Below are 25,596 nucleotides of genomic sequence, written 5' to 3' on the forward strand. Positions count from 1 at the left end.
GTGGACATATGTCCGGTTATCCTGACCACCATAGCGGACACATGTCCGCTTCCGTTGAGAACGGCGTCTCCCGCCGTGCGGACGCCCAGCGCAACCGCGAACGGATCCTTCGAGCGGCGCGTGATCTGGTGCGCGGGCCGGGCGAGCTGAAGCTCAACGCGGTCGCGAAGGCCTGCGGCATCGGGCAGGGCACGCTGTACCGGCACTTCCCGACGCGTGAGGACCTCCTCGCCGAGGTTTACCGCCGTGACGTGGAAGACCTGGTCGCCGCGGCTCCACGGCTGCTGGCGACGTACAAGCCGCTGGACGCGCTGGCGGCGTGGTTCGATCGGGTGGCCGCGTACGCCAGGGTCAAACGCGACGTGTTCGCCGCCGTCGAAGCGGCGACGTGGCGTGACCTCGCCGCCCACAGCTTCGGCCCGATCGGCGACGCGGTGGAACTGCTGCTGGCCGCCGGCCGCTCGGACGGCAGTGTCCGCACCGACGCCGAAGCGAGGGACGTCATCGTGCTCATCAGCTGGTTATCACGGCTGGACGACGCCGAACTCGACGAGCGAGGGCCTCGGTTGCTGTCGATCCTCGTCGACGGTCTCCGCGCGCACCACGACTGAATGTGGCGCACTCCCTCGGCGGTCGCTACGCGCATCGAAGGGTCGGAGTCGATCCGCCCATCTCGAGTACGGCACCGAAGGAGGTTGCTGCGAACCGACCTCGCGGCGCGCCAAGCCGTCCAGCCGCAACGACCGGGGCATGGCCGAGCGACCTCCGCGTCATCTCCTGAGCGGTGTGTGCTTTGTCCGGTAGGCGGGTAGTCACTTCTCATGACGAACCTCGATGACCAGCCGACCGCGAAGCTGGACGCGTTCGTGCTCGCCCGGCTCTCGGAGGACGAGAAGCGATTCCATGCGCGCGAGCTGCCTCAGCTGGACGAAGCCGAGCGACGAGGCTTGCTTCGGATCATGTACGCCGACGATGGTGACGGGCTCCTCCTCGTCGGTGGACCGGTGGGGGCGATGGAGGACCGACACCCGGTGCCGTTCGCCGAGAAGGTCGAATTCTTGCGCCGTGAGATCCGCGATGGCCACGACGACGCATCGGTGAAGCTGGTCGCGTCCGTTTACCGAACCCATCCGGACTGGCGGGAGGAGTGGCATTCCTGACCAAGTCAGGGGCCGTGTCTCGGCCGGACACAGACGGCGACCGGTCATCGGCAGTCTCGACCGGCGGGGTGACACGGGGTTTCCGGTCGCGGCGACCGGGTAAGTCTTGAATACCGGCCGTGACGGAGCCGGATTACCCTTCAAGGAGGTCGTGGTGGCTGCTGTTGCGCACTATGTGGAGGTCAACGCACCCGCTCAGGCGTGTTACGACTGGTGGCGGCCCCTGACTCGGCTGCCCCAGGTGTTCTCCGACGTCAAATCCGTGGAGGCCGTGGACGACGACGCGTCACGGACCAGGTGGAAGGTCGACGGCCCGCTGGGAACCACCGTGGAATGGGAAGCTCGCATCGTCGAAGACGCACCACCGCGAAAAATCGCGTGGGCCACCGTCGACGACGCCGACCCGGACGTCAAGAACTCGGGCGTCGTACGGTTCGACGACAAGGGTGACGGCCGCACCGGCGTCGAGATCGCCCTCGAGTACGAGCCCCCGGCCGGCAAGCTGGGCGAAGCTGTCGCTTCGCTACTGGCCGACCCGCAGAAGAAGGTCGAGCGGGCCGCGGCGGAATTCAAAACCGTCATCGAAGCCCGCTGACTTCGTAGGAAAATTCAAACCTCGTTGTCGCGGTGGCAGCGTCCACCAACGCGGATGAGAGCCGATCGGCCGGTTCCTTCGCTCACGGATGGTCTCCTCTTCGCGGACCAGCCAAGATTCTCCTCCCGCCTTCACGCAAGCAAGGACCCACGATGCCTGAGCCGACGAAGCCAGAACCCATGCCGGCCGACTTGCGGGCGTTGGCTGCCGAGGCCGACGCTCTCGCCGAACGAACCGCGGAACTGGCCACCCGCCTGACGACCGCGGCTGACGATCACTTGCAACGTTTGGCTCAGCCCATGCACAAAGCCACCGACGACCTGATCGACTGCACCGACGAGATCACCCGGACCGCCGAGTACCTGACCCGCGTCCGGGTGTCTCGCGACCCTAATCTGTGCGACGTCCCTTGGGGCGTCTGCCCTGCCCACGGCGTCACCTTGCGTTCGGCCGACGACCGAGCCTGGTGCACCAAAAGCGGTTGCGCCAATACCTGGGAATACGACCGGCTCCACACACCCTGCACGGAACCCGCCACAGCGACCGCCACCGATGAAGATGGCGCGACCGGCTCATTGTGCTCGGCTCACGCGTCGGACGCCGCTCAACGGCTGATCGGCTGCACCATCCACTATCTCGACAACCGCGCGACGAACAGCTGATCAGGTGCGTGAAGAAACAGGCCTGGGTGCGGTTGCACCCAGGCCTGGTCGATCTGTATCGAATACCGGCGTTACCCGCGGAGCATGGTGTTCGCCGAACGGGTGACCTGTTGCACAGCGATCAGGCCGGGTGCGCCAACCACCGGCGAAGACTTGGCGGTGTCGGTCACGCTCCGGCCGGTGTTGAGGGCGGGAACATTCCGGGTCAGTGCGACGAGTTCACCGAACAACGGCAGGCCACCTGTACCCAGGTTCGCGGGAAGAATCGACTGGCCGATCGGCAAGAGCCCTTGCAGCGGAAGCGCGGTGAGAGGGTTGTCGGCGCGTTGAGTGCGGCCCGGTACGGCGTACATCCCCGACGTCGCGGCCGGGCTGGGGGTGTCCTGCGCGTTCGCCATCGACGGCGCGGCAACGGTCAAGGCGGTCACCCTGGTACCCGAGTCAGCGTCGAGCGGGTCGGTGGCGACGGTTCCGTTCACCGGCACGGGGAGCACCGCCAATTCGCTCTGGACGGGTGTGCTCGGCAGCCGCACCGGAAGCGGGCCCTCGGCGGGCTCCACCTTCGAAAGAACCGGCAGGGCAGGCAACTCCGCGGCGCCCAGCTCAGCACCCAGCGGGCTGTGCAGGTCCGGCTCCCGCACCTCGTCGGCGACATTGCTGAGCTGCACCGGCAGGGAGTGCAGCAAGTCCGCCGGGATCAGGTAGACCGGTCCGGCCGGGGTCTTGATGGGCGGCACGGCGGCCGGAACCTCGGTGGCCGCGGCGTGGACGGTGGGTCGCAGGGAGTCCTGGTCCGCCGTGGCCAGCTGGTGCAGCGGCTGCGCCTGCCGCATGGCGTCGGTCAGCCCGCTGACCGCGGGGGCGGCGATCTGGTCCAGCGGCGACGCGGGCAGATCGGGGTTGACGTTCTCGGCCGCCGAGGCGATACCCGTGCCCAGCGTCAGCAGTCCACTACCGACCAACGAGGTCTGCAGGATGTACTTCACCCAGTTCTGCATGACAAATACTCCTTTGATCATCAATGGGAAATACGTCGTGGTGGTTGCCGACACGTCATCGCGACCAGGTCCACCACGGGAAAGGAAAAACGGCGAGAAGCCGTGAAAGCCGCTCACCTGGTGGCAAAGATCGGCCAAGCCGAGGCGAGCAGGAGAAGACCGACCACGTACACGGTCGGAATGCGATTAACCGGGTGTGACGCCCGGGCGGATCGCGGTGGCGCGGGTGGCCTGCCGTCCGAAGTCGCAGTTACGCGGGGAAGGCCGGGCACTCGACGCGGAGCGTCCAGGCATAGTGGCACTGACCCTGTGGTCGCCACCGTTTACCACAGCGGCGCTCGTGGAGGCTCCACACGCCGACAGCGGCGACCACGGCGGAACGAAATCCCGACCGTCGTGCGCTGAAATACGCGGATATACGTGCGGCGGCATCGAAGACGAATCACCACCGGCAAAATGACGCAGGCATGGCGAATCAGCCGACTCGGAGGCGTCCGCTGCCCCACCTTGAGCAGGCAGGCCGGCAACGGCTGGAACCGGGCCGGACCCGGTACCGACGGCCATGACATCGCCGATGTGGTCACGCACGACTTCCGAAGGCCGCTGCGGCATCGGGTCATCGACCGTCAGAGCCGTCACGCGATGTGCCGAGGCGGCAACAGAAGTCACGATGCCCGCGGCGGGTTTCACCACCGAGCCCAGGTAAGTCAACGGCACAACTGTGCGGGGGTCGAAGGCGCGCACGCTTTCTGCGGCGTGACTCAAGGACGGGGTCACAGTTTCAGGGAGAGCTCGACGTATCACCACGCGTGCTCGATCTTCCGCCTGCGACAACATCGGTGATGGCGGCTGATCGATCTCGACCGAGGTAGCCGATCCCGCGCTGTTCTCGGGGACGGAGGCATCCGCTCGAGTCACATTGTCGGCGGACCATGCCATAGCGGTGGCCGCCACCGCGCCGCCCAGCACGACGAGCGCACGAACCAGGAAACAACTGACACGTGATGTGCCACTCGCCTGGTTTCCCACGTCCGTCACTGCGGCCAACTCCGATTATCCGTCGAATCCATATGCGGTCCTCATCGACACGTCAGTGCCGCGATCGCCCGTGGAAACACCATAGCCATACCGGTTTCCGGCTACGTCACGCCCCCACCGCACAAATCACCTCAACCGCGCCTTGGCCGACATTCACGAAACGGCCGCCCGGGACTGACCAGCAACAATTCCGCGAGTAGCGCCGCGGCAGGACGGTCAACACCTTTCCGGCTGATCCGCTCGAATTGATGACCATCTACCGGGTGGAACGAATAATCACGTAACACGATCGTGGTGAAAATTCTCTTTGGATGCCAACGAGAGTTCCCGCAGCAGTCCTCATCGCTGTCACATCCGCTGAACAGGCAGAGCGGTTGGGTCACAGGTCGCCGGAGGTCACGGTGAACCCCCTCCCGGCCCGTCGGTTCGGCCGGTCGAGCAACCCACCGTCCAGGTGCGGCTAGCTGGACGCGAAACTTCGGCACAGCGGAGCGAACGGAGACGAAACAGAGCCCCATCGCGGTCAACGCCGAGGCAGGCAGGCCACAGAAAGATCAACATTCCCGCTGATCAGCGGGAATGTTGATGGAGGGGGGGCCGCCTGGGGCTCGAACCCAGAACCTACGGATTGAAAGCCCGCGGGTTCGATCACGATATCTTGGGATGGGTCCTATTTGCAGGGATTCTACCTGCGGGTTCCCTGTCCAATGGCAATCAGTAGAAACGTGGTGACGTGGAGGACAGTCACGGACTGTCGGTCTTTGAGTCAGCTCCGGCCCGACGGCACAGCGAGATCACCAGGTGCGCACTACCGCGCGGGCCGCCTCGTCTGCATCTTCGCCACCGACACGAGCCACCAACACGGCCTGGAGAACGGACGCGGTCTGGGCGAAGACCATTTCCGACGAGTTCATTGGATCAAAGCCCGCCCGGTCGATCGTCAGCATTCCTGAGGGAAGCTGAGGTCCCTCGCCCAGGGTCCTCGCCACCGAACGGGCGAATTCGCTGGGCAGACCGATGGTGAACGGCTGGTTCCACAGCCTGCTTGCACAGGTCGGCTCGTCCTCTGCGTCGAATAGTCCGAAACCCGCAACGCCGACACTAAGCTGTGTCCGGTCACCTGGGCCGGGAACGAACTGCCCGCCGATGAGGGCACGCGGACTGAGTCCGCCGAACCTGCGCAGCGCTTCGACATGCATCCGGATGGGCGCCATCGAACGGGATGTGACTGACGCCGATCGGGACGACCGCAGCCATTCCGTGGCCCGGTACGCCGCTTCATGGTCGCCTTCGCTGATCGCGACGATGCCATGTCGCTCGACGTCGACAACGCTCATCGGGGCCCCAACCCGTTCATCTTCCGCCACCACGGATTAAACTCCGGCGACTGATCGATCACGTCGGGATCATAGTTCTTACCTGGCGGATGAGACTTCAACGCCTCCGCGTGAGCCTCGTCGTATCCCATTCCGTCATCCATCAGTTTCGCTTCAACTGTTTCGTGCCGCATGAAGTTCGTCTGCGCCTCGGACAGGCGGTCTCCCTTCAGCCAGCGCCTTGTCGATTCGGTCCAGCATCACGTTGTTCGCTTCGAACGGGTCAAGTTCAGGTCGCGATAGATGTCGCCTGACCCGTGAAGCATCGGTCGGCGCGAAACTCGTCGGCATGTCCGGCGATTCGCCGCCCGCGTGCGGGCCGCTACCGGGTTCGTCGCCGTCATTCTCCCTGGTGACCAACGGTCACCTGAGACAAAGTGTCCGGTAACCGAAGTTGCTCACCCGGCCTCGCCTTCGGCGGAATCTCACACCGCGCCTTCGCCCGTAGGAGTTTCAAGGTCCAGGTCACGAGCTTCGTCACACAGGGCTCAGTCCAGTGATTGCTGGAGGCCATCGAGGCGTGGCATCGGACATCTCGGCGGGGGTCGAGGAAGACGCGGTGGTTGTCGTCGTCGTCGGCAACAACAAAGCATCCTATGAAAGGATGATGCCATGGGGCAGAGAGCGAAAATTTGGTATGTGGTGGGGGTCGTCGGGCTGGCCGTCGGACTCGCAGGCATGGTGCTGTTCTTCATGGTCGATGAGGTGCCGTGGTGGGTTGTGGTGCTCTTGGGTGCCATCGTCCTCGGCGCGATAGTGGGAGGCGGACTGGTGGCCGTGGCGTGGCGTGAGCGGTTGCGCACGTTACAGTACGTGCATGGGCAGGAGTTGACGCTTCCCCAGGTTCGACGGGCGATACGTGCTTCGTCGTTCGGTCCGGTTCCCCAGGACCCGGTCGTGTACCGAATCGCGGTCGACGTCGCCGAGGACGGAGTACGCACCGCACGGGTGACCCGGTGGCCGTCAGTAGGAGTATTTGCTGTTTTTCTCGCGCTGGGCTTGCTTTCGCTGGGCTCCGACCCGTTGTGGTGGGTATTGCTGAGAGTGGTGTTCTGGAGCCTGATGATCACCCTGTCGTTGATCTCGCCTTGGTGGGCGGCGAAACGTCTTGCCCGGCTGCGCAACAACCCCCCTGCCGGGCCGAGCAGTACCGTGCCCGCCCCGCCCGCCGCACCGGCACCACCGCCTGAGAGGAGCGATACGTCATCATAATTCCTCGCCCGCCAGCGGAACGCGAACGTAGGTGCGGTTCACCGCAGAGCAACTCCGCGATCTCGACGGCTGTGTAGTCGCCGGAGTCGGGCACGCGGCAGGCTTCGCTGGTGTGCTGGAAATCTTGTCCCGCTGCGGGAGACCCGAGCCTGTCACGCTTTTGTGTAAGTCAGAGGTGATTACTTACAGTTGCAAGTGATCGGAACGGGAGTCTTCCCGGGAAGACTCGGGCGAGTGTGTTGAGTGCCACTTTCCATCCGTGTGTTCCGGTTCCTGATGTACCTCCGCGTTGGCTGGATTTGTTTCGGAGTCCGAGGTAAAGCAGTTTCATGGCCGCGTCTTTGTCGGGGAAGTGTCCGCGATTTCTGGTGATTTTGCGTAGTTGGAAGTTGATGGATTCGACGGCGTTGGTTGTATAAACGATTTTGCGGAGTTCGGCCGGGTAGTCGAGGAAAGGAATGAAGTCGTTCCAGGCGTTGCGCCACACGTCGATGCCTCCAAAATATTGGGTTCCTCAAGTCTTGTCGAGTTCAGCGAGCGCGAGTTCCGCGCCGTCGAACGTGGGTGCACAGTAGATCTCACGCATCGATGAGGCGGTCTTCTTGCGGTCACCATAGGATACGAAATTCGAGGCGTTGCGGATCACGTGGACCACGCAAGTCTGGACGACAGTGTCAGGAAAGACTGTCTTGATCGCGTCGGGCAGGCCGGTCAAGCCGTCGCAGCAGGCGATCAGGATGTCTTTCTCGCCACGGTTGCGCAGGTCGGTGACGACCTTCGGTCAGAACTTCGCGGCCTCGGCGTCGGAGATCCAGCAGCCGAGGGCGTGCTTGCGGCCATCGACGTCGACCCCGTTGGCCAGGTAAGCGACCTTGGTGGTGACCACGCCGTTGTCCTTGACCCGGATCCGGATTCCATCGACATAGAGAATCGGGTAAACCCCGTCGAGTGGACGCGATTGCCATGCCTTGATCTCGTCGACCACGACCTCGGTGATGTTAGAGATCAATTCCCGTGAGGCGTTCACCCCTTGAACTTGGTACAGCTGGGTGCTCCGGCGGGCGGTGGCATCGGCGTGGGCGTCGTCAGCGACGCGTTCTTGGTGCGCTTGGGTGGTGGCGGCGACGGCCTGTTGGTGAGCGAGGCCTTCGTACTGTTGAGGTAGGGCGCGTTCGCGTTGCCGAGGTCGGCTTCGGTGGAGTGCTGGCGTCGCCAGGCGAGATAGAGCGCGACCACGCCGCCGCTGCCGACGCCGATGCTCAGCGCGTCCGGCCGCGCCTTCACCAGGTCCGCGCCCGGGAGCCGGCAGTGGCAGGCCACCACAACGCGATCACCGCACCCGCGGTCAGGACCGCGATCACACTCGCGGTCCACCACATCGCGGCCCGCGTCAGCTCAGGCAGCCGCTTCAACGAGGCCGACGCTGATCTCGGTGCTGAGGAGGTGCTCGCGGCCCCCGGCCGCGCATGGTCGGTCATGACCGTCAACGTCACAAAAACGGCAGGGATGTCGCAGAGCCAGGCGCGCCGCTGCCCCACCCGGTGGCAAAAGCATCGGCGCGCCGTGGACCCGCTGCAACTAGCTTGGGCACGCACTTCGGCACAGCGGAGCGAACGGAGACGAAACAGAGCCCCATCGCGGTCAGCGCCGAGGTGGACATGCCACAGAAAGATGAACATCCTCGCTGGCCAGCGAGGATGTCGAGGGAGTGGGCCGCCTGGGGCTCGAACCCAGAACCTACGGATTAAAAGTTTGCGGCTACCCGGTGTCACCGAGTGCCGCTCAGTGTCACTCTGCACCGCTAGCGCAGGTTGATGCGAGAGACGTTCACCTTCGAGTGGCGTGTAGTGCCTGCCAGTGTCGGGCAATGATTCGGCACAGGAGCACCCGGGGAGCACCCTGCGGCGGGTGCGCAGTTGCCGGTCGCGAGGCTGCCGGGCTCGTCAAGGTGCAGACCATCGTCCACGAACACGCCGACGTCTCCCGCCGCACGCATCTGATCAGACCTCCCGTCAGCGCCGGGCCTTCGGCAGAAAACATGCTGTGTCGAAGGACAAAGAGAGCCCGTGGTCGAACCGCGTCAGGTAGCCCTCGATGCGGGCTCCTTCAGGGGATGTCCATACGAATCCAGGTGGTTGCGGATCGCTCGGACCTGTCCGCCGGTGGCTCGGCGGACCGGTGAAGCCATATCGTCCGGCGACCTCCCGGAGCGCAGTCTCGAGGGCGGTCCACTGTGCCTCGGTAATGACCGTGTACCCGGCGGTGGAGGCACTACCGGTGCCACGGTAGCCACGGCCGTGCGCAGTGTCCCGGTCGCATCCACTACGGCTCCCGTCGAGCAGAGCATCCTCAGTAGGCCAACTCAAGCCCGGCACAGCGGCGGCCGCCGCGTCAGCAAGCTGTTGGTGCATCTGCCGGTAGCGGGCCTTGACGGTCTCGAAGTCCGGTCGCGCCCGCATCGCCACGATCCGCTGTTCCCGTTCCGCCGCCGTCTTCGCGTCCCGTGCCGCGATATCCGGCTCGGCGCTGAGAACGGAACAGGAATACCCGCACCCGGCGAACACCAGCAGCCACGCACCAAGAACCCACGGCCCCGACCAACGGCGACGGCGGAGCGCGATTCCCCCGCCGATCCCGGCGCCCACCACACCAACGATCGTCGCGACCATCGGCATATACGCGACCAGATCTTGTTTGCCGCAGATCGCCTCGAAGCTCTCACACGGGAACGGAACCACCGCCACCGCGAGTATCATGATCAAGGTCGCCACGACACCGAAGCCCACCAAAGCCATTAACCCGCAGCCCAACCGCGAGGCCCGACGGCCAGTCCGCGGCAGCTCACCCGCTTCCTTGTCGTCCTGAGTGTCCACCCGAACGACATTAAGATCATCCGCAGGCCGCGCCAAGCGGGAAACTACTCAACCACCCCACGCTCTGACACCGCTACAACTCGACATACCCGGGCTGAACGGGATGTCCCGCGGCTGTTTGCCTTCGCCCATAAACTGGCACCGGGTCGTGGCCGGAAATTTGAGTGGCTGGAGGGTGGACTTGCCGTACGCCGTATGGCTGGAACTGACCGCACCGGAGCCGGTGAGCGACGCGGCTGCCGCGGAGCACTTGCCGGATCTGATCGTCGAGCTGCTGAAGGCAGGCTGGGACGTCCCCGTAGTGCCGAGCCTCGACGACGAGGACGCTCCTCCCGCCTTCGACGAGGACGAAGACACTGGCCCCGGCCTGCTCGATATGCGTGTACTGGGATATCCCGACGGCGCCATGATCGGCCTCGCGGTGGACACCAACATCCTGGAGATCGCCACGACCATCGGCGCAAGCCTCGGCCGGCACCTGGCTGACGCGGCACCCGCCCTGCTGGGCTGGACGACCGAATCCCTCCGCGCCACGAAATTGACCTCACCAGACCCCTCGGGTGACTGGTTGCCGCCATTACGCGACGACGGCCCCCGGTTTCCCGTCGCGGAACACTTGCGCAGTGACCTGCTCGAGATGGCCGCCCAGTTCCTGATCGCCGGTGCCGTGCGCGACCTGCACGACCCAAGCGGTGAAAGCCGCTACACCCCCGAAGCGGTCGATGCCGCCGATCTTGTCGCCGGAGCCGCCACACAGCACCCCTGGGGCCGCGAAGTGGCAGGAGACCTTGGCACGCTCCTGATCACGGCCGGCCGCGGCGAAGCCGCCTCCGGCACCCGGCGGCCGCTGATCGGCCGTGGCGGCGGGGACCCCGCACTGGCACAGCAGCTGCTGGAGTCCGTACGTGGCGAGATCGACGAGCCGGCTATCGAGTTCGACGACGACCGGATGCGTGGCCACGTACTCGTCGAAGAGTTCATGGAACGCCACGGCCTGCAATGGAACCAGTCCAGCGACGAGGACCCGGATGCCGGCGAACGACGTAGCAGCGACCAACTACGGGCGCTGCTGTGGGCAGGGCTGCGCGTCCTGGCCACTCTGAGCCACGATGTCACCGACCATGCCCGCTCGCCCTGGCTCTGGCTTGCTGGGCTCCGCATCGATCAGGTCAGTCCCGCAGTCGGCGTGCTCGCCGAAATCGATGACGAGCGCCTCACTGTTGCTGACGAGGACGACGACGAGGAGCTCACCAGCGCGGCCCAGGCACATCTACTCGTCCGTGCGGCGCTGCTATATCCCGACCTCCTCGACAGCGAAGCCTTCACCGAGCCCTGGTCACCGCTGTCCGACACCACCGTCACCGCCGGACCTTTGCACCACATCGCCGGCGAAGCACTGACCGCCCTGGGCGCCGACGCCATCCAGAAAGCGGCCAGCACCACCAAACTCCGCAAGACCGCGGACCTTGTGCTGCCCCCTCTCCGCGCCATCGAAGCCCTGCGAGAAGACGACGCGGATGACGAGGGCGATCCCTACAACGATCTTTTCGACGCGCTCGAACAGCTACTTCCCGGGCCACACACGAAAACGAACAAGCGGCTCCGCCTGAACCGCGACTTCCTGTCGCTCCTCACCGCCGCAGCGAACACCGCAGCCGAAACACCAACCCAGATCGCGAGCAGCCTGGTCATCGCTCCCGCCGCGACAGCCTGTGTCCTGCTCTCCAGCGACGACAGCAACCGGACCGAACAACGGCTGCAAACACACATCCTCGTCGTCGCAGCCGCCCTCGACCCCACCCTCGCCGGAAGCTACGCGGCCGACCTCCCCGCTCTGCACAGCAAAGATCCCCGCGACGAACCCGCCCTGCGCAACCAGGTCAACATCTGGTGGAACCGCGTCCTCCACATCCTCCGTCAGCAACCCGAACTCGTCGCCGACCATCCACCGTGCCCGGACCCTGGTGCAAGCCTGCTGAAGACGATTACGGCAGACAACACAGAACTGTCGGGCACACTCGACCACCTGACCACAGCACAAGCCGCTGTCGCCGTCATCCAAGCCATCTCAGCCATCAGCGTCGCCCACGACGACCCCGACCTTCCCGCCGAGATCCTTCAGTAGCCCACTGCTATCCCGCCACGGACACAAGTGACTCACACCGAGCGGGCCATGGACCGTAGCCGACCGGGCGCAGAATGGGACAGGGTCGCGGGCACGAAATAACTATGGCCGGAAGATGCTGCGCGGTGGCGGCAGGGTGGGTACCTGCTGCTGGCCCCGGCGACGGCGCCTTCCGCTGGCCACCCTATAAAGGTTGGGTGACCACTTCTTCCGAGTCTCCCGAATCGCAGCGTACACACGGTGAGGCGGCGGCCGCTGGTGACAGCCGGGGCGGAGGTCAAGGTGGTCTTCCCCATGATCACGCCGCTGAGCAAGCGACTCTCGGTGGCATGATGCTCAGCAGGGACGCGATCGCCGACGTGGTCGAGGTCCTGCACCCGCGTGACATCTACGACGCCACACATGCCGCGGTCTACGACGCCATCCTCGACCTGTACGGCGAGGGCAAACCGACAGACCTGAAAGCCGTCGCCGGGAAGCTGGAGAAGCTGGGCGGACTGGCTCACGTGGGTGGTGACGCGTATTTGCAGACCCTGACCGAGATGGTGCCGACGGTTGCGAACGCCGGGTACTACGCCGAGATCGTGGCGGAGAAGGCGGTACTTCGTCGGTTGTGGCTCGCCGCTGGAAAGATCGCGGAACTCGCCGACAAGGGTAACGAAGAACCCGGCGTCGACACCGACGAGGCCATCCGACGCGCCCGGTCGTTTATCGACGATGCGGCGTCGAACAGTACGAGCAGTGACGTTACGGAACTGGGCGACTTGCTCCTGTCGACCCTGAATGAGCTGGACGCCATCGCTTCCGCGGGAGGAGCCGCGCAGAACATCCCGACCGGCTTCGGCGAACTCGACGAGATCATCGGCGGTCTGCCGAAGGGCTCTCTCACCGTGATCGGCGCTCAGCCTGGCGTAGGTGCCAGCACTCTTGCACTGGCCTTCGCGCGGTCGGCAGCCGTACGCCACGGCATCCCCGCCGCGTACCTGACGTTGGACGGCACGGTCGAGACAGTTACCCAGCGGCTGCTCAGCAGCGAAGCTCGGATACGCCTGGAGGACATGCGGACCGGGCGGATGGACGACGACGCCTGGACTCGCCTGGCCACGCGAATGACCGAGATCAGCGGGTCGCCGATCGTGATCGCCCGCCCCGCGGACTTCGAGATCGGTCCGCTCACCAGCGAGATCAGTAGCCTTGCTACCCGACGGGACGTGCAGCTTGTCGTGATCGATTCACTTCATCTGATCACCGCTCGGCGTGACCTGCCCTACGAGAACCGCGAGCGAGAAGTCGCTGAGATCACCCGCCGACTCAAACGACTTGCCCTGGACGCGCGCATCGCTGTCGTCGTCACCTCGCAGCTGTCTACCAACCCCGGCCCCCGGCAGCCGATTCCCACCTTGCCGTCCCTTGCCGATCTGCGTGACTCCGGAACCATCGCCCACGTGGCCGACTACGTACTGCTCATCCACCGCCCCGACGCCTGGGAACGCGACGACCCGCGCGGGGGCGAAGCCGACCTCATCCTCGCCAAACACAAGCACGGTCGCACAGCCACGATCACGGTCGCGCACCAACTCCACTACTCTCGGTTCGTCGACTTCTTCACTCGCCCGGAGGAACATGCAGGTTCTGAAATTTGACTTCATTTTCTCAAAGCAAACTCATCTGCATCGCATAAATGAAGTGGGAATAAGATTCGCGGCGTTCCTCGTGATTGTCGCGTGAACATGGTCGGCCAGGTTTGGCAAGTTCAGGCGCGAGGTTCGCAGATGTCAGGGCGTATCGCGGGTGAGCGTATTCGACTCGTCGACCTTTTGCCAGAAGCGTTCCCGGAGTCGATATCGGATCTCCGGGCTCAGGTCGTAGACGCCGAGGTCGTCGGAAAGATCGGTGAGCAGGGCACGATCGACCTCGCTCGGGATCGATGGCCGGCTGAGAGACAGTTCTGTCCGCCGGCTGGCGGGCGCGGCATCGAGCCAGGTGCTCAGAATCTTGCCGACGACTCGATCTATGGCCGGATCATGATCACTCACGGCGCTGTACTGCGGCGCAACGACGGGCTCGGAGCCGGTGGTGCTCGTATAGACCACGGACGACGGAGGCACGGAAGCTTTTATGCTCGACGCGAGAGGCAGGGGTGTGTCCGTCGGCCCCGGCACGCGACTTCCACTCGCCAGAACCGATGGGGATGGGACAGTCACCGCACTCTTGCGCCCCACTATCTTCTGAGGGCTGCTGACGACCGCGCGAGCGCGCACTGCGGCGTCTAGCGCATCGCCGTCAAGCAGGTCCAATCCGTCCGCCGCACCCTGCAGATGGCGACTTACACCATGTGGACGGCCTTCTCGGGTGGGAACAGCAAGTATCGTCACCTGCACCCCGTGCGCTTGTGCCTCGTCAACAGCCTCGGTGAGGTCGTCATCACCCGACACCAGATACATGGAGTCGACAGCGGCATTGCGGGCGTGTGTCGCGAGATCAAGCCCGATTCGAAGATCTACGCCCTTCTGCTCGCCGCCGACCCCTAAACGTCCAAGACGGAGCTTCACCCGGCGCAGCAAGCCGATGCTCTCCTGCGTTGTGTTCGGCACACCATTGGCGGCAGAGTCGTACCAGTAGATGCGGAGCAGGGGAAGCCCGGACTCCGCAGAAGCCCGGGCGGCGAGAATCTCGATCAGCGACTGGTAGTCCACAATGACACTGGAGCGGAGGGACGTGCCCGTCGCCCGCGTTGCGGCAGCGGCAAGCAGATAGCCGACGTCGACGTAGACCGCGCAATGTGATCGCACCCCACCACTCCTCCACCAGTGTCATGGGAACGTTAGTGCTCCCGGCGCAGCGCCGAACGCTCACATGCGTGCCGAGAGAACGGAGTTGCAAGCCTGTTACCTGACGGCAGTTACCGGCCCCGGCCGCGGTTCGGCAGGTGGTCGCCGCCTCGGCGACGGACGTCACTCGCTCGAGGGGCGCCATGGAGGTCCTACTGCGAACCACGTTTCTGCGGTCAGAGCATGGAGAACAAGCCGGGCAACAAGACCGCGCTCACGGCCACAGACTCCCCCGGCCACAGGCCAGAAGGAGGGCTGAACTGCGGCTATCCGAGCGCCGGTCGTCTGCGCGGGTGGCGACGCGGCAGCGCGAGTGCGATCATGGACGGTCCACCTGCCGGGGAGTGAATGGGGAGTTCACGATGGTGATGACCACGCACGAGGACGTTCACACCGGATTCAGTGCCGCGATCCTGGTCGGAATCGGCGATGACGACAACGTCGATTGCGTCGCAGAGCAGGATTTCGACACCGAGGACCAGGCCCGCCGCTGGATCGAGCAGACCCTGCCCATCGCCGCGCTGCCGGGCTGGGTGCACGAGCGCCCGCACGGCGCGGCGGGCGCGTTCCTGTTCGGCACCTACCAGCAAGGATTCCGCGTCCACGAGGGCGAAATCTCCCGCTGGGAGCCCTTCCCGGAGGACGCCGAAGAACGCACCGCCGACCTGCTTGATGGGACGGTGCGCTGGTGGCCGATCAGTCGGAAGCGGAGGTAGCTGCCCGTCGCTGCGCGAGAGTCCCGTCCGGCCATGTCGCGTTCGCGGGAGCCACGACGACATCCCAGCGGGCGAGCCCGCCGGCATAGCGATCCGAAGACCGGCGCGGTAGTCACCATGCTGGAGGTGGCGGGTACTTCGGTGGTAGTCGCTGATCGCGACGCGCAGCGGGTCGCCGGTCTGCTTCGCGAGGGCGACATGGCGTTCGGAGGCGAGCGCGGCGAGGTCGCCTTGCCTGAAGCGGCCTGCGACCGTGGCGGCGAGGCGGAACGCGTCGTGGAGCGCGGCACGCGCGAGTTCACCGGCGCAGTTGGGCTGGTCGGCCAGGGCATACAGGTGGTGCAGCAACGTGGGTAGCGGCTCGGCGGCCTCGTCGTGGTGAAGAGCCAGCACCTTCGCCGAGGCGAGGTCGAGGCGGCCGGTGATTGTGGTTAGGTCGAGCAGCGGTCCGTCCGGGCGCGGGTCGTCGTAGGCGTCCAGGGCGCTACGTAGCTCGGCTACTCCAGCGGCTTCGGCGCTTAGGTCGTCGACGATGAGGGCGCGGCCGTCGAAGCTGTCTGCCGGAAGATCAGCGACGAGCTCCTGCCTGTGGTTGTGGACTCGATATGGCTAAGGTTTACACGTCCCGTTCGATGCGTTCGAAGATGTCGATGTCGGTGGCCTTCTGCCACTCGGGCAGGTCGTCCCAGTCCGCGACGTAGGACGGTTTCGGGTCGGGGAAGTGTTTGAAGATCTGACCGATCCAGCACAGGGCGACGAAGCGGCCCTTCTGGTCTGAGGTGAGCTTTGCCGTGGCGCCGTTCGTGGCGGTGATGAAGGCCAGTACTTGGTCGTACACCGCGGTGGCGGCATCGCGTTCCCAGTCCGGTGTCTCGTCCCAGGGCGTGATGTAGCCGGGTTTCGGTTCACCGGGGTAGTGCTTGATGACTCCGGCGATCCATGCTTCGCGGAACACACGGCCACGGTCGTTGGACATGCTGTCCTCCTCCACTATGCGGCGTGGCCGCTGACGAGGCCGGCGATCTCGGCGTCGAGCCGCTGAATGTTCTGGTCGGCGAGCAAGGGAGCCAGGTACGGCTGGAGGCCGCGTAGTTTGCGAGCGACCACCCCGGATCCGGTCTGGCGAGCGGTGGCCAGGACGGCGTCGGCGTAGGTGATGACCTGGTCGGGATCGGCGCGGTGGACACCGATCATGGCCAGGTCGGTCAGGACACCGGCCTTCCGCCGGGCGGTGAGCGCGCCGTTGAGAGCATCAGCAAGGGCCGCTTCGGCCAGCTCGAGGCGGCCGAGAGTGACGTAACAGGTGCCGCGCTCCTCGGCCAGGCGGGAGCCGTCGAAGCGGAGCCAGCCGCCGTTGTGCACGCGCCCGGTCAAGTGCTGGACTTCTGCCGCGGTGTCGAGTGCGTGCTGGCAGGCGTCGAGGTCACCGAGGCCCGCGAAGGTTTCCGCTTGGACTGCGGCGACCCAGTGCCGGGTCGACAAGCCGGTGTCACCCCGGGACGCCAGATTGGCAGCCAGATCGAGCAGCGGACGGGCGTCTATGAAGTGGCGTTCGTAGACGGCGATGAACGCATGCCGGGTCAGCGCACAGGCCCACAAGTCCGGCGCTCCGGCTTCCTTGCTCGCGTCCGCGGCCAGGGCGTAGCAGTGAGCCGCGTTGGTATAGCGGTCGCCGTCGAAGTAGATCTCGCCTGCCAGCTGGAACAGATCCGCGGTCAGCCGGCAGAGCCGTTGCCGTGTCGCCGGTGTTTGCGACTGGCGCAGCGCGTCGGTGAGCACATCGAGCTGGGTTCGCACGAGCGGCAGCACTTGGCTCTTGTTCGACGCCAGCCCGTACACCCGCCACAGATGGCTGGCGAACACGGCGAATTCCTCTGCCCCCGCGGCGGCGGCCCGGGCGACATCCCCGGTTGCCGGCGGCAACGCCAGCAACGCCCCTGTCGCGCTGAACAGGCGCAGCAGGTCGCGACGGTTCATGTCGTCGGCCTCCGCAAGATCGGGTGGAACTACGGCCACGGTCGCCGGGCACCGCGCCGGAGCCGGTGCCTGCCCTAGCAACGTACCTAGTTCCTGCAAGGTGACGCCGAGCGCCTTCGCGATCCGGGGCCTACGGAACGGCTGCGGGGTCGCCTCACCACGTTCCCACCGGCCGACGGTGGAGAACTCCACCTTCAGCTCGGCAGCGAAAGTCTCCTGGGTGTAGCCCATCGCCTCCCGCCGTGCGACGAAAGCGGTCCGCCGGTCGCCCATGAAACACCACCCTGCCCCGTTGGTCACCGGTCACGATAGCCAGAAACCCGCCGGGACTGATCAGCACGCACCGAGCTGTACCCGTTCGGACCACCACCACACAAAGAGGCATTCGTGCAGGTCAGAGACGCCAACGCCTACTTCGTGCGTAGTTAATGCGTAGTGCGCGCTCTGGCCGTCACGAGTCGGCGGAACGTTGACTGAGCTCGCAACAGCCCGAGCGCTCGTCCGGACATGGAATGCCGCCGCGGGCGCTATGTGCAAGCGAACGGACAAGGAGACGTCGAGATGGATGTGGACGCGATGTTCACCGGAGAACTGGTGCTCGGTGTGCACTCGGTGGAGGGGCTCTACTCCCCGAAGATGCCCGGCGACGCTGACGGCAACGACAAGGGCGACCACTGCGCCAGCTAATCGACCAGCCTTTGCACTGCGGCTCGGGCAGCGTGTGCTGCCCGAGCCGCACCGCAGAAAGGGACCAGATCCACCATGCTCTCGTTTCGTCTGGCGCTGAGCACCCGCACCGATGCGACGTGGCACTGGGACACCGATCGATGGTGCCGCGGCGACAGCTGGATACGACCGGTTGTTCATCCCGCGCTGCGTCACGACATCGACCAGCGTCCGGGGGTCACTACGGTCCTGGTCCGTGACGCAGCAAGCCCGCTGACTTTGCCGGAGACGACGCACCACAACCGCCGCGATGACAGCGTGGCAGGCGCCGAACGAGGAGACGCGCTGCTGCTCCGTATACAACCAGGACAGATCACCCTCACCTCGGGCGCCGGTGGCACCGTCCCGCTCTACCTCGCCGCCGACGGAGGCGCCTTGCACGGCGCCTGGGGTCTCCCCGCGCTCCGCCACCTCACGGGGCGGTCCGGCCTTCTCGATCGCGCCGTGGCACGCGCCCTGACCAGACGGCACCGCTACACCAGCGACACCCTCTTCACCGACGTGACGATGCTGACCGAACGCGCGACCGCGACGTTCAACGAATCCGGCCTGCGCACCGCGTACCCGGCCCCGGCCGAGCACGTCATGCAATCACGGGTTCTACGCCCCGGCGTAGAACCCACAGCCGTGCTTGCCCATCTGCTCACCGACGCACTGCGCCCTTGGCATGAAAGCAACATCATGATGGGGCTGGAACTGTCGGGCGGGCTCGATTCCGCGACCATTGCGGTCGCCGCACGCACGACTGCCTCGACTCCGCTGCGAACCTTTGGCCTCATCGTCAACGGCGCCCTCGGCGAGGAGCAGCACCGCCGCCGTCTGACGATCGCCAGGAAGGTCGGCGCGGTCGACGACATTCTGCGTGCACACGACCATGCCCCGTTCTGCGAGAGCGGCATACGCGCCAGCGGGGCGGCGCATGATCCCCGCGGCGAGTTCTACCGCGAGGCGTTCGAAGCCCTCGCCGAAAGGGCTGCCCGCAGCGGCGTAGGGATCATGCTGACCGGCAACGGCGGCGACGAGATCATGGCACCCCGCATCGACGAACTCCCCCCACCTCCACCCCAGCCCCTGACAGAAGTGTCATGGCTTGGGCCACGCGCCCGCGATGCTGTCGTCGAGATCGACGACAACCTGGCGCCCTCCGCCGTGTTGCCGACGCCGACCTTGATGGGGTTCGCCATCCACCACCCCGCCTACCTGAGGTCAGGAATCTGGCCTGTCGCCCCGTTCACCCACCCGCCCCTGGGCCGGTTCGCCGAACAGCTCCCGCTCGAACTCCGCCGACACAAAAAGCTTTACCGCGACTTCCTCGCCCTAGCCAGCCTGCCGCCTCTGGTCACCCACCCGCAGCGAACCGAGCACTTCCGGGACCTGATGCAACACGGCCTGCGGCACAACGGACTGCGGCTGGCCGAGCGCCTGCTGGCCGACGGCATGATCCTCGCCGATCAAGGCTTCGTCGACCCCGACGCGCTCCGGCGAACCGTGCAACGCGCCCACCAGAGCGCTACCGTGCCGTCCGTGCTGTGCGACACCCTTGTCCTCGAAGTCGGCCTTCGGTCACTGCTGGCCCCGACAACCACCCCGGCCGCATGAATCTCGCCGCCAACAACATCGCCTACCGACGTCCCGACCTCTACGAGGCACTCACCCGCGACAGCACCGCGGCCGCGACCTGCCAGCGCCTTATCGACCAGTTCGGCACCACACCCCCGGGCAGCGTCCTCGACCTCGGCTGCGGCACCGCTCGCGACCTCGCCCGGCTCGCTGCCACCCACGACTGCGTAGGCGTCGACCTCCAGCCCGCGCTCATCGAACACGCACGACAACGGTATCCCGCCCTCGACCTCCGCGTCGGAGACCTGCGCACCGTCCGATTGGACGGCACCTTCGACACGATCACGTGCCTCGGCAACACCCTGGCCTACCTGCGCCGCAACAACGACATCCAGGCCGCGTTCACCACGTTCGCCATCCACGCGCACCCCAGAACACTGCTGATCATCGTCACCCAGATCGCCCCTACTGCCACCACCACGCCCACCTCCGGTCGGATCGACGCGGCAGGACTCCACGCCGAAGTCACCACCGAGCACAGCTGGGACCCCCGCACGCAGATCGCCACGGTCCGCCGCACGTGGCGACTCGACAACGGCACCACCGAACGCGACCTCATCGAACGCCGCGTCCTGTTCCCTCGCGAACTAGAGCTCTACGCCGGCCTCGCCGGGTTCACGCCCCTGGCGCTGTTCACCGACCCGCAGAACCACACCGGGCCACTGATCGGCTCTACCGCGCACTTCGTCGCCAGGTACAACCCGGTTTAGCGGGTGACGTCGAGCAGAGGCGGGGTTCGCTTCTTCGAGTGCGTCGATGAGCGCGTCGAGCCCCGCGGATCCGGCTTGGCGTACTTGGGGCCCGGTCAGCGACCCTGAGACCGATCGCCTTGGCCAGTTCGCGGACGAGCGACGGGTAGATGCGGTCCTCGACCCGGTAGCCAGCGCGGCGCCAGGACGTGCATCGTCGGTCATGCCTATCAACGCCGCAGAGATCGGCGAGGACGATGCCGCGAACTTCCGAGGGCTCAGTCCGGAACCACGGCCCCTTCCACATCCACAACGAAGACTGTCCGCTCATCCTCTCTGGCAGGGATCCACTGCCAGTGGGGATGCCATCCGACCTGTGGATACTCAGCTCCGATTACAAACAGATATCGTATTCGACGGGGTCGAATTTAGTGTCGTCTGCCATGAGCATGGGCTCACGGCACGTCGTTCAGCGTGTCCGCGCCGCCTGTGGCTGGAAGGTTTGCCCCGCCTGGTCCCGATAGGTCCGGAACCTCAATGCTCGGTGGAGCCGGGCGCACGAACCCAGTGGCCACGGTCCCCTCCCTGCCCGGCGACACAGCGACGCTGTCTGGCCGCAGACCGCCCGCAGCCTGTTCCGGCAACGCCTCTCCATCGGGCCCACGCCCAGCGTCCGGATGATGATCGGACTGCACGGGGCGGCCGGTGACGCCGACCGGTTCACCGTCCGACGCACGGCAGGTCCCGCGATCTCCCGCTCCTCCACGGCGCCACCAGTGCCCGTGGTCTGGCCGACGGAGAAGGCCCGTCGGACTCGCCGGTGATCTGGCCGAACTCGACCGGCTTCGCCTGCGCGTGACCATCGCTGGTGCGGGTGAAGCTGTTGTAGATCTCGTTGTTCCGCTGGATTGCGGCGTTGCGCTCGTTGAGTTGGATCGCGGCCTGCGCGAGCGGGCGCAACCCGTCCCGGGCCGCGTCGCCGCCTTGTCCCGTCCAGGCGTTCTCCAGCCGCGCGACCGCCGCCAGTGTGTCCGCCTCGATACCTTGCTGTTCCTGGGCCTGCAGTGCCCCCGCGCGCCGGGCCTCCCCGAGGCTGGCCGTGCCGGGCCCGGTCTTGACCATGCGGACAAGGTCGGTGGGTACGATCAGCTTGCCTTCGGCCTGCAGCTTCTGCAGATAGGCCATCATGGCCTCGGTCGGCGCGAAACTCATCAGGCACCGCTCTTCAACGTCGTCACGGCCAGATCCGCCACCATCCGGGCATCCGTACAGGGATCAACCGTCCCCACCTTCGAGTCGACGACGTTCACATCGACCTCGAAGACTGCGTTGTCCGCGACCCCGACCAGCACCCCGCAGTCGCCCAGTGTCTGCCGCGTGTCGTTTCCCCCGTAGGGCACGACCGGGTAGCCCTGCACCGGCTCCAGCGGCTCCCACAACTTGTATCTCTGCTTGTTCGCGTAGAACTGGCTCAGGCCGTGCCGCGCCGCGTACAGCATCTGAATGCCGATACTCGAACCGCGGCTGATGTCGGCCCAGCGGCAGTCCTGCGCGATCCCGGTGTCCTGGGCCGGCTGGACCTCCGGCTGGCGTTGGAACAGCGACGAAATCTGCGTCGGGGTCAGGACCTCGCACGGATCACGCTGGATCACCGAGGCTGGTATGGGGTTGCCGACCCTCGGCGCGTCCACGTATGGCAGAGCCGCTGTCGATGATGGTCCCGAGCTGGTGGCCGGGGGTGTCTCCGGCTTCTCGGTGCATCCGGCCAGCAGCAGGACCGAGGCCGTCGCCAGCACCGTCAAGGGCATGTACCGCATCAGAAGTGTCCTCCGCCGACGTTGCCGATCTCCGCGGCCGCCTGCTCGTCGTGCTGCTGTGTCATCCCCAGTGCAGCCTCGATCTTGCCGATGATGGTCGCCACGAACCGGCTCTGCCGGGTAAGGAGATCATCGTAAGATTCTCCAGAGGCGTTGCTGGCGGTGGTGTTACGCACGGAGGCCGGATCGCTCCCTGGCGACACGATCGACCACAGAGGAGCGGCGCGCCTTCGCTGGATCTCGATCCGGTTATGAAGGCGCCTCAGGTTCTCCAGCTCCGCGGTCATGTCCTCGCGGCTCAGGGTGAAGCCGCCCGCGGAACCGGCCCTGTTGAGATCGTCGGCGACGAAGAAGTTCAGTCCCGCCAAGGAGAAGTCGTCGCCGACGGTGTGTTCTTCAGACCTGCCGTCCTCTCCTAGCCGCGCAGGTTGTCGATGACGAACTCGGAGATCTTCTTGGCCGCGCCGCAGGGATCGTTCCGCCAGGGACCGGCTTCCGCACGGCCGCGTGTGTTGGCGCCGACGTACACCAGTGTGGTGTCATCGACGCCGAGAGCCAGCCTGCACGCCAGAGGTCCCTCGTCCTTCTTGCTCGGGATGTTCTCCTCGATCTCCGTGATCACCCCGGGGTAGCCGTTGATCGTGACTTCTTCCCAGTTTTTCGGGTTGTGGCGGCCCCGAGCGTGATCGCGGTACAGCGTGCTGATGTTGTTGCTGTCCTCCAGCACCGGATGCCACGATGCGGTCACCTCGACCAACCGGCCGAACGCGACGAAGCATTCCCCGTCCCTGCCGCGTTGCTTGGTGCCGTTGTCGGCGAAGCCGATGCTCTGCAGCTGTTCCACGGTGATCGCGGTGCACGGATCGGCCTTGAACTTGGCGCCGTTCAGCTGTGCGGGGATGGGCGGGACCGACACCGACGGTTCCGGCGGCGGAGGCGGCGGACTCGTGCCGCAGCCGGCCAGCACCACCAGCCCGCCGGCGATCAGCGGGGCGAGCCTTCGGGACAAAGGTGGCTTCACGAAGGATCGGCTCCCGGTTTGATCCGCCAGCGGCGGGGTTCCCCGACCACCTCGGCACTCGTGCCGACAGCCGGGATCTTGGGGAAGGTGGTTTCGATGGCCGTCAGCTCGAGACCGCTCCCGACCAGCGCCCCGATGTCGGTGATCATTCCGGCTATGAGTGTGTTGCAGTCACGCCAGAACTTCTCGAAGGCAGAGTTGATCGCGTCCACGAAGTCCTTAGCCGACAACACCGCCAACGGCGGGACGACCACGGACCCGAGAACGATTGCGAACTTCCCGCTCAGCTGCGCGAGGTTGGCCGCACAGTTCCCGAGCGCGAGCAACAGGTTCTTGTACGTGTCAATCACCGTAATCGCGACCGCGCTCACCGTTTTGGTCAGGCTCGTGACGGAAGCCTGCCCCTTGTTCAGGCTGTCCACGACCATCCCGGAATACATCGAGTACTGGTCGAACGCATCGCCATGCCACGCGGCATTGAGCGACAGCTTGGCATCATTGACCTTCTCGGCCGCTTCCTTCAGCTTACTCTGCCTGGCGAACACGTCCGCGAGATCCAGCGTTTTCTGCAGGTCACCGGCGACGAACACGCGGAGCTTGTCGAGCAGCCCGATGATCCCGTTCGCGCCGATCAGGTCCGCGTACTCCCGGATCTTCGCGTCTGCGGCCTCCGGATAGGTCATCGTGGTGAGTTCCGCGGCGGCCTGCCCGGGATCGGGGGTGGTCACTTGATCTCACCCTCCAGCTTCTTCATCCGCTCATACGCTTCCTGATCCAGCTGCTCATAATGGTTCGCGGCCTTGCCCAACACCGCGCTCAGCACCGCGAGCTGGGTCGAGTTCTCGGCCGTGATCCGCTGAATCGCGCCGATGGCCGCGTTGTACCGGTCCACCGTCCCCAGGCCGTCAAGCCCGGGCATCAGGTTCGTCGCCGTCCCCGGCAAACCAAGGTCATAGGGGCCGAGCGCGACGTTCGCCAGATCCACGATCGCGAAGTTCTGCAACAGGTCCGCTGCCTCCGCGATCGTGTCAGCCGCGTCGCGTAGCTTCTCCGGGTAGACGTGATAACCCTGACCGGGACCGGGGTCGAACGGATCCGGGAAGCTCATACCAGCCGCTCCTCATCCCGGACGGCAGCGATCGCCGCGTCATACCGCTGGGCCGCGGTCTCCTCGGCCCGCTGGATACCCAGCAGCAGCTGCCGCGACAGACTCGCCGCGCTGTAGGCCTTCATCGCGGCCACATCCACCGACACATCGACCAGCTCACCCGCACCCGTCACCGTCACCGACCCCAGCTCCCCCGGCAACGTCCACGTGACACGATCCCGCGCCGCACTCGTCGCGGCCTGCTCGACCGCCGCCACCGTCGCGTCAATCTCCCGCGCCAGGTGATACAGCTCAGTCTCGTAGCTCACCAGCGATCCCGCCCCTCGTCCTCGAGACCGTCGTCGTCCAAGAAATCGAGCTGATCGAAACTCTCTTCCTCGACCTCTTCGGTATCTCGGCGAACGGCACGAGGCTCGGCCGTCACCCCGGCTCGAGGAGCAGGCGGCGGAACAGAGTCCTCCTGCCGGCCAGGTGCCGATCCGCGAGCGGGTTCGGGCACCCACTCCTGGTCCTTGTCCACCACCGCACGCACCTTGACGACACCGGCCTGCGCGGCCTCACGCCGAGCCGCGGACACCGCCTCGATCACCGCCGGACCCAACCGCTGCGGATGCGTACTCCGGATCACATGATCCGCGATCATCAGATCCACCAGCTTGCCCTGACCAGTCACCACCGCCGACGCAATACCATCAGCCGACCGCCCGGTAAACCGAGCCTGCTCCAGCTCAGCATCAAGCTCACCAGCCTGCTGCCGCAGCTTGGCCGCGTTCAATGACACGTCGGTTCGCCCTCCCCGTCGTCCGACATCTCCCATCAGCCGCCCCCACGGCCCGACCGCATCGCCCGCGATCAACTCACGAGCGTGATCGGTCGAGCGGTCAGCGTAGTCGAGCCCGCCGACCTGTGTCTCGTTGTTCCCGTCACTCCGCCGGGAACAGATAGCTCGATGTCCCAGGCGCCAGGTGAACTTCCAGCTAGGCCTTCCGGCTCGTCTGTCTGCCACGATGCACGCGCGTGGTCGAGGTAGGCGATCACATTCGTTCCGCGGC

28 protein-coding genes and 1 pseudogene are annotated in these 25,596 nt (G+C 65.7%); 12 read left to right on the top strand and 17 right to left on the bottom strand.

The genetic code is table 11. The features are described from left to right. Nucleotides 1-41: 41 nt before the first annotated feature. From ACM6LR_RS04285 to ACM6LR_RS04300, 4 genes are all read left to right on the top strand, one after another. Nucleotides 42-611, top strand: coding sequence for a TetR/AcrR family transcriptional regulator (locus tag ACM6LR_RS04285; RefSeq protein WP_414936202.1), 570 nt, complete (start codon nt 42-44; stop codon nt 609-611). Nucleotides 612-821: 210 nt separating this feature from the next. Then, nucleotides 822-1,160, top strand: coding sequence for a hypothetical protein (locus ACM6LR_RS04290; protein WP_414936203.1), 339 nt, complete (start codon nt 822-824; stop codon nt 1,158-1,160). A 154-nt stretch (nt 1,161-1,314) separates the two neighbouring features. Beyond that, nucleotides 1,315-1,755, top strand: a complete 441-nt coding sequence (locus ACM6LR_RS04295) for an SRPBCC family protein (RefSeq protein WP_414936204.1) — start codon at nt 1,315-1,317, stop codon at nt 1,753-1,755. 152 nt (nt 1,756-1,907) lie between these two features. Beyond that, nucleotides 1,908-2,417 (top strand): hypothetical protein, encoded by a 510-nt coding sequence (locus ACM6LR_RS04300; protein WP_414943178.1) that lies wholly within the window; start codon nt 1,908-1,910, stop codon nt 2,415-2,417. Between the two features lie 71 nt (nt 2,418-2,488). Here ACM6LR_RS04300 and ACM6LR_RS04305 read toward each other — a convergent pair whose 3' ends face one another. Together ACM6LR_RS04305 and ACM6LR_RS04310 are read right to left on the bottom strand one after the other, a co-directional pair. Then, nucleotides 2,489-3,415 carry a hypothetical protein gene (locus ACM6LR_RS04305; RefSeq protein ID WP_414936206.1) on the bottom strand — a complete coding sequence of 309 codons (927 nt, stop codon included), beginning with the start codon at nt 3,413-3,415 and terminating at the stop codon, nt 2,489-2,491. A gap of 1,832 nt (nt 3,416-5,247) precedes the next feature. Next, nucleotides 5,248-5,790, bottom strand: coding sequence for a hypothetical protein (locus tag ACM6LR_RS04310; RefSeq protein WP_414943179.1), 543 nt, complete (start codon nt 5,788-5,790; stop codon nt 5,248-5,250). 651 nt (nt 5,791-6,441) lie between these two features. Here ACM6LR_RS04310 and ACM6LR_RS04315 point away from each other — a divergent pair. After that, nucleotides 6,442-7,041, top strand: a complete 600-nt coding sequence (locus tag ACM6LR_RS04315) for a hypothetical protein (protein WP_414943180.1) — start codon at nt 6,442-6,444, stop codon at nt 7,039-7,041. 169 nt (nt 7,042-7,210) lie between these two features. On the opposite strand, the pseudogene ACM6LR_RS04320 reads toward ACM6LR_RS04315, so the two are convergent. The 4 genes and pseudogenes from ACM6LR_RS04320 to ACM6LR_RS04335 form a co-directional block, all read right to left on the bottom strand. Beyond that, a pseudogene (locus ACM6LR_RS04320) lies at nt 7,211-8,086 on the bottom strand (IS256 family transposase); the annotation flags it as partial. Next, nucleotides 8,065-8,325, bottom strand: a complete 261-nt coding sequence (locus ACM6LR_RS04325) for a hypothetical protein (RefSeq protein ID WP_414943181.1) — start codon at nt 8,323-8,325, stop codon at nt 8,065-8,067. The pseudogene ACM6LR_RS04320 and the gene ACM6LR_RS04325, both read right to left, overlap by 22 nt. Next, a complete protein-coding gene (locus ACM6LR_RS04330) occupies nt 8,322-8,519 on the bottom strand; it encodes a hypothetical protein (protein WP_414943182.1) in 198 nt (65 codons plus the stop codon). Before ACM6LR_RS04330 ends, ACM6LR_RS04325 begins: the two co-directional genes overlap by 4 nt. A gap of 534 nt (nt 8,520-9,053) precedes the next feature. After that, complete coding sequence (locus tag ACM6LR_RS04335; RefSeq protein WP_414943183.1) at nt 9,054-9,914, bottom strand: LppA family lipoprotein; 861 nt, start codon at nt 9,912-9,914, stop codon at nt 9,054-9,056. 223 nt (nt 9,915-10,137) lie between these two features. Here ACM6LR_RS04335 and ACM6LR_RS04340 point away from each other — a divergent pair, with 223 nt between their 5' ends. After that, on the top strand, nt 10,138-12,039 hold the full coding sequence (locus tag ACM6LR_RS04340) for a hypothetical protein (protein WP_414943184.1): 1,902 nt from the start codon (nt 10,138-10,140) through the stop codon (nt 12,037-12,039). Nucleotides 12,040-12,236: 197 nt separating this feature from the next. Further along, nucleotides 12,237-13,682: a DnaB-like helicase C-terminal domain-containing protein gene (locus ACM6LR_RS04345; protein WP_414943235.1), complete on the top strand. Its 1,446-nt coding sequence runs from the start codon at nt 12,237-12,239 to the stop codon at nt 13,680-13,682. 132 nt (nt 13,683-13,814) lie between these two features. Here the strand turns inward: ACM6LR_RS04345 and ACM6LR_RS04350 are convergent, their stop codons facing one another. After that, nucleotides 13,815-14,831 carry an NYN domain-containing protein gene (locus ACM6LR_RS04350; protein ID WP_414943185.1) on the bottom strand — a complete coding sequence of 339 codons (1,017 nt, stop codon included), beginning with the start codon at nt 14,829-14,831 and terminating at the stop codon, nt 13,815-13,817. Between the two features lie 401 nt (nt 14,832-15,232). On the opposite strand from ACM6LR_RS04350, the gene ACM6LR_RS04355 reads away from it, so the two are divergent. Both ACM6LR_RS04355 and ACM6LR_RS04360 read left to right on the top strand, forming a co-directional pair. Further along, a complete protein-coding gene (locus ACM6LR_RS04355; protein ID WP_414943186.1) occupies nt 15,233-15,586 on the top strand; it encodes a hypothetical protein in 354 nt (117 codons plus the stop codon). A 117-nt stretch (nt 15,587-15,703) separates the two neighbouring features. Continuing rightward, entirely contained in the window at nt 15,704-15,943 is a 240-nt protein-coding gene (locus tag ACM6LR_RS04360; RefSeq protein ID WP_414943187.1) for a hypothetical protein, read from the top strand. Between the two features lie 259 nt (nt 15,944-16,202). Here ACM6LR_RS04360 and ACM6LR_RS04365 read toward each other — a convergent pair whose 3' ends face one another. Next, entirely contained in the window at nt 16,203-16,562 is a 360-nt protein-coding gene (locus tag ACM6LR_RS04365) for a hypothetical protein (protein ID WP_414943188.1), read from the bottom strand. 14 nt (nt 16,563-16,576) lie between these two features. Then, nucleotides 16,577-17,836 (bottom strand): helix-turn-helix domain-containing protein, encoded by a 1,260-nt coding sequence (locus ACM6LR_RS04370; protein WP_414943189.1) that lies wholly within the window; start codon nt 17,834-17,836, stop codon nt 16,577-16,579. A gap of 288 nt (nt 17,837-18,124) precedes the next feature. On the opposite strand from ACM6LR_RS04370, the gene ACM6LR_RS04375 reads away from it, so the two are divergent. The 3 genes from ACM6LR_RS04375 (at nt 18,125) to ACM6LR_RS04385 (ending at nt 20,619) form a co-directional block, all read left to right on the top strand. Further along, the gene (locus ACM6LR_RS04375; protein WP_414943190.1) at nt 18,125-18,250 is read left to right on the top strand and encodes a hypothetical protein; all 126 of its coding nucleotides are present in this window, start codon (nt 18,125-18,127) and stop codon (nt 18,248-18,250) included. Between the two features lie 75 nt (nt 18,251-18,325). Beyond that, a complete protein-coding gene (locus ACM6LR_RS04380) occupies nt 18,326-19,888 on the top strand; it encodes an asparagine synthase-related protein (protein ID WP_414943191.1) in 1,563 nt (520 codons plus the stop codon). Beyond that, nucleotides 19,885-20,619 (top strand): class I SAM-dependent methyltransferase, encoded by a 735-nt coding sequence (locus ACM6LR_RS04385; RefSeq protein ID WP_414943192.1) that lies wholly within the window; start codon nt 19,885-19,887, stop codon nt 20,617-20,619. Before ACM6LR_RS04380 ends, ACM6LR_RS04385 begins: the two co-directional genes overlap by 4 nt. 699 nt (nt 20,620-21,318) lie before the next feature. Here ACM6LR_RS04385 and ACM6LR_RS04390 read toward each other — a convergent pair. Genes ACM6LR_RS04390 through ACM6LR_RS04425 form a run of 8 tightly spaced genes read right to left on the bottom strand, consistent with a single transcriptional unit; the run spans nt 21,319 to nt 25,325 of the window. Further along, on the bottom strand, nt 21,319-21,810 hold the full coding sequence (locus tag ACM6LR_RS04390; RefSeq protein WP_414943193.1) for a hypothetical protein: 492 nt from the start codon (nt 21,808-21,810) through the stop codon (nt 21,319-21,321). Further along, nucleotides 21,810-22,415, bottom strand: a complete 606-nt coding sequence (locus ACM6LR_RS04395; RefSeq protein WP_414943194.1) for a DUF3558 domain-containing protein — start codon at nt 22,413-22,415, stop codon at nt 21,810-21,812. The genes ACM6LR_RS04390 and ACM6LR_RS04395 overlap by 1 nt, the downstream gene beginning before the upstream one ends. Beyond that, the gene (locus ACM6LR_RS04400) at nt 22,415-22,783 is read right to left on the bottom strand and encodes a hypothetical protein (RefSeq protein WP_414943195.1); all 369 of its coding nucleotides are present in this window, start codon (nt 22,781-22,783) and stop codon (nt 22,415-22,417) included. The genes ACM6LR_RS04395 and ACM6LR_RS04400 overlap by 1 nt, the downstream gene beginning before the upstream one ends. 47 nt (nt 22,784-22,830) lie before the next feature. Beyond that, nucleotides 22,831-23,436, bottom strand: coding sequence for a DUF3558 domain-containing protein (locus ACM6LR_RS04405; protein ID WP_414943196.1), 606 nt, complete (start codon nt 23,434-23,436; stop codon nt 22,831-22,833). Then, complete coding sequence (locus ACM6LR_RS04410) at nt 23,433-24,164, bottom strand: hypothetical protein (RefSeq protein WP_414943197.1); 732 nt, start codon at nt 24,162-24,164, stop codon at nt 23,433-23,435. The genes ACM6LR_RS04405 and ACM6LR_RS04410 overlap by 4 nt, the downstream gene beginning before the upstream one ends. Further along, entirely contained in the window at nt 24,161-24,544 is a 384-nt protein-coding gene (locus ACM6LR_RS04415) for a hypothetical protein (protein WP_414943198.1), read from the bottom strand. The genes ACM6LR_RS04410 and ACM6LR_RS04415 overlap by 4 nt, the downstream gene beginning before the upstream one ends. Further along, complete coding sequence (locus ACM6LR_RS04420; protein WP_414943199.1) at nt 24,541-24,852, bottom strand: hypothetical protein; 312 nt, start codon at nt 24,850-24,852, stop codon at nt 24,541-24,543. The genes ACM6LR_RS04415 and ACM6LR_RS04420 overlap by 4 nt, the downstream gene beginning before the upstream one ends. Continuing rightward, nucleotides 24,849-25,325 carry a YbaB/EbfC family nucleoid-associated protein gene (locus tag ACM6LR_RS04425; RefSeq protein WP_414943200.1) on the bottom strand — a complete coding sequence of 159 codons (477 nt, stop codon included), beginning with the start codon at nt 25,323-25,325 and terminating at the stop codon, nt 24,849-24,851. Before ACM6LR_RS04425 ends, ACM6LR_RS04420 begins: the two co-directional genes overlap by 4 nt. Nucleotides 25,326-25,596: the final 271 nt, after the last annotated feature.

The organism is Amycolatopsis sp. cmx-11-32 (genome assembly GCF_047608695.1).
Taxonomy (GTDB): Bacteria; Actinomycetota; Actinomycetes; order Mycobacteriales; family Pseudonocardiaceae; genus Amycolatopsis.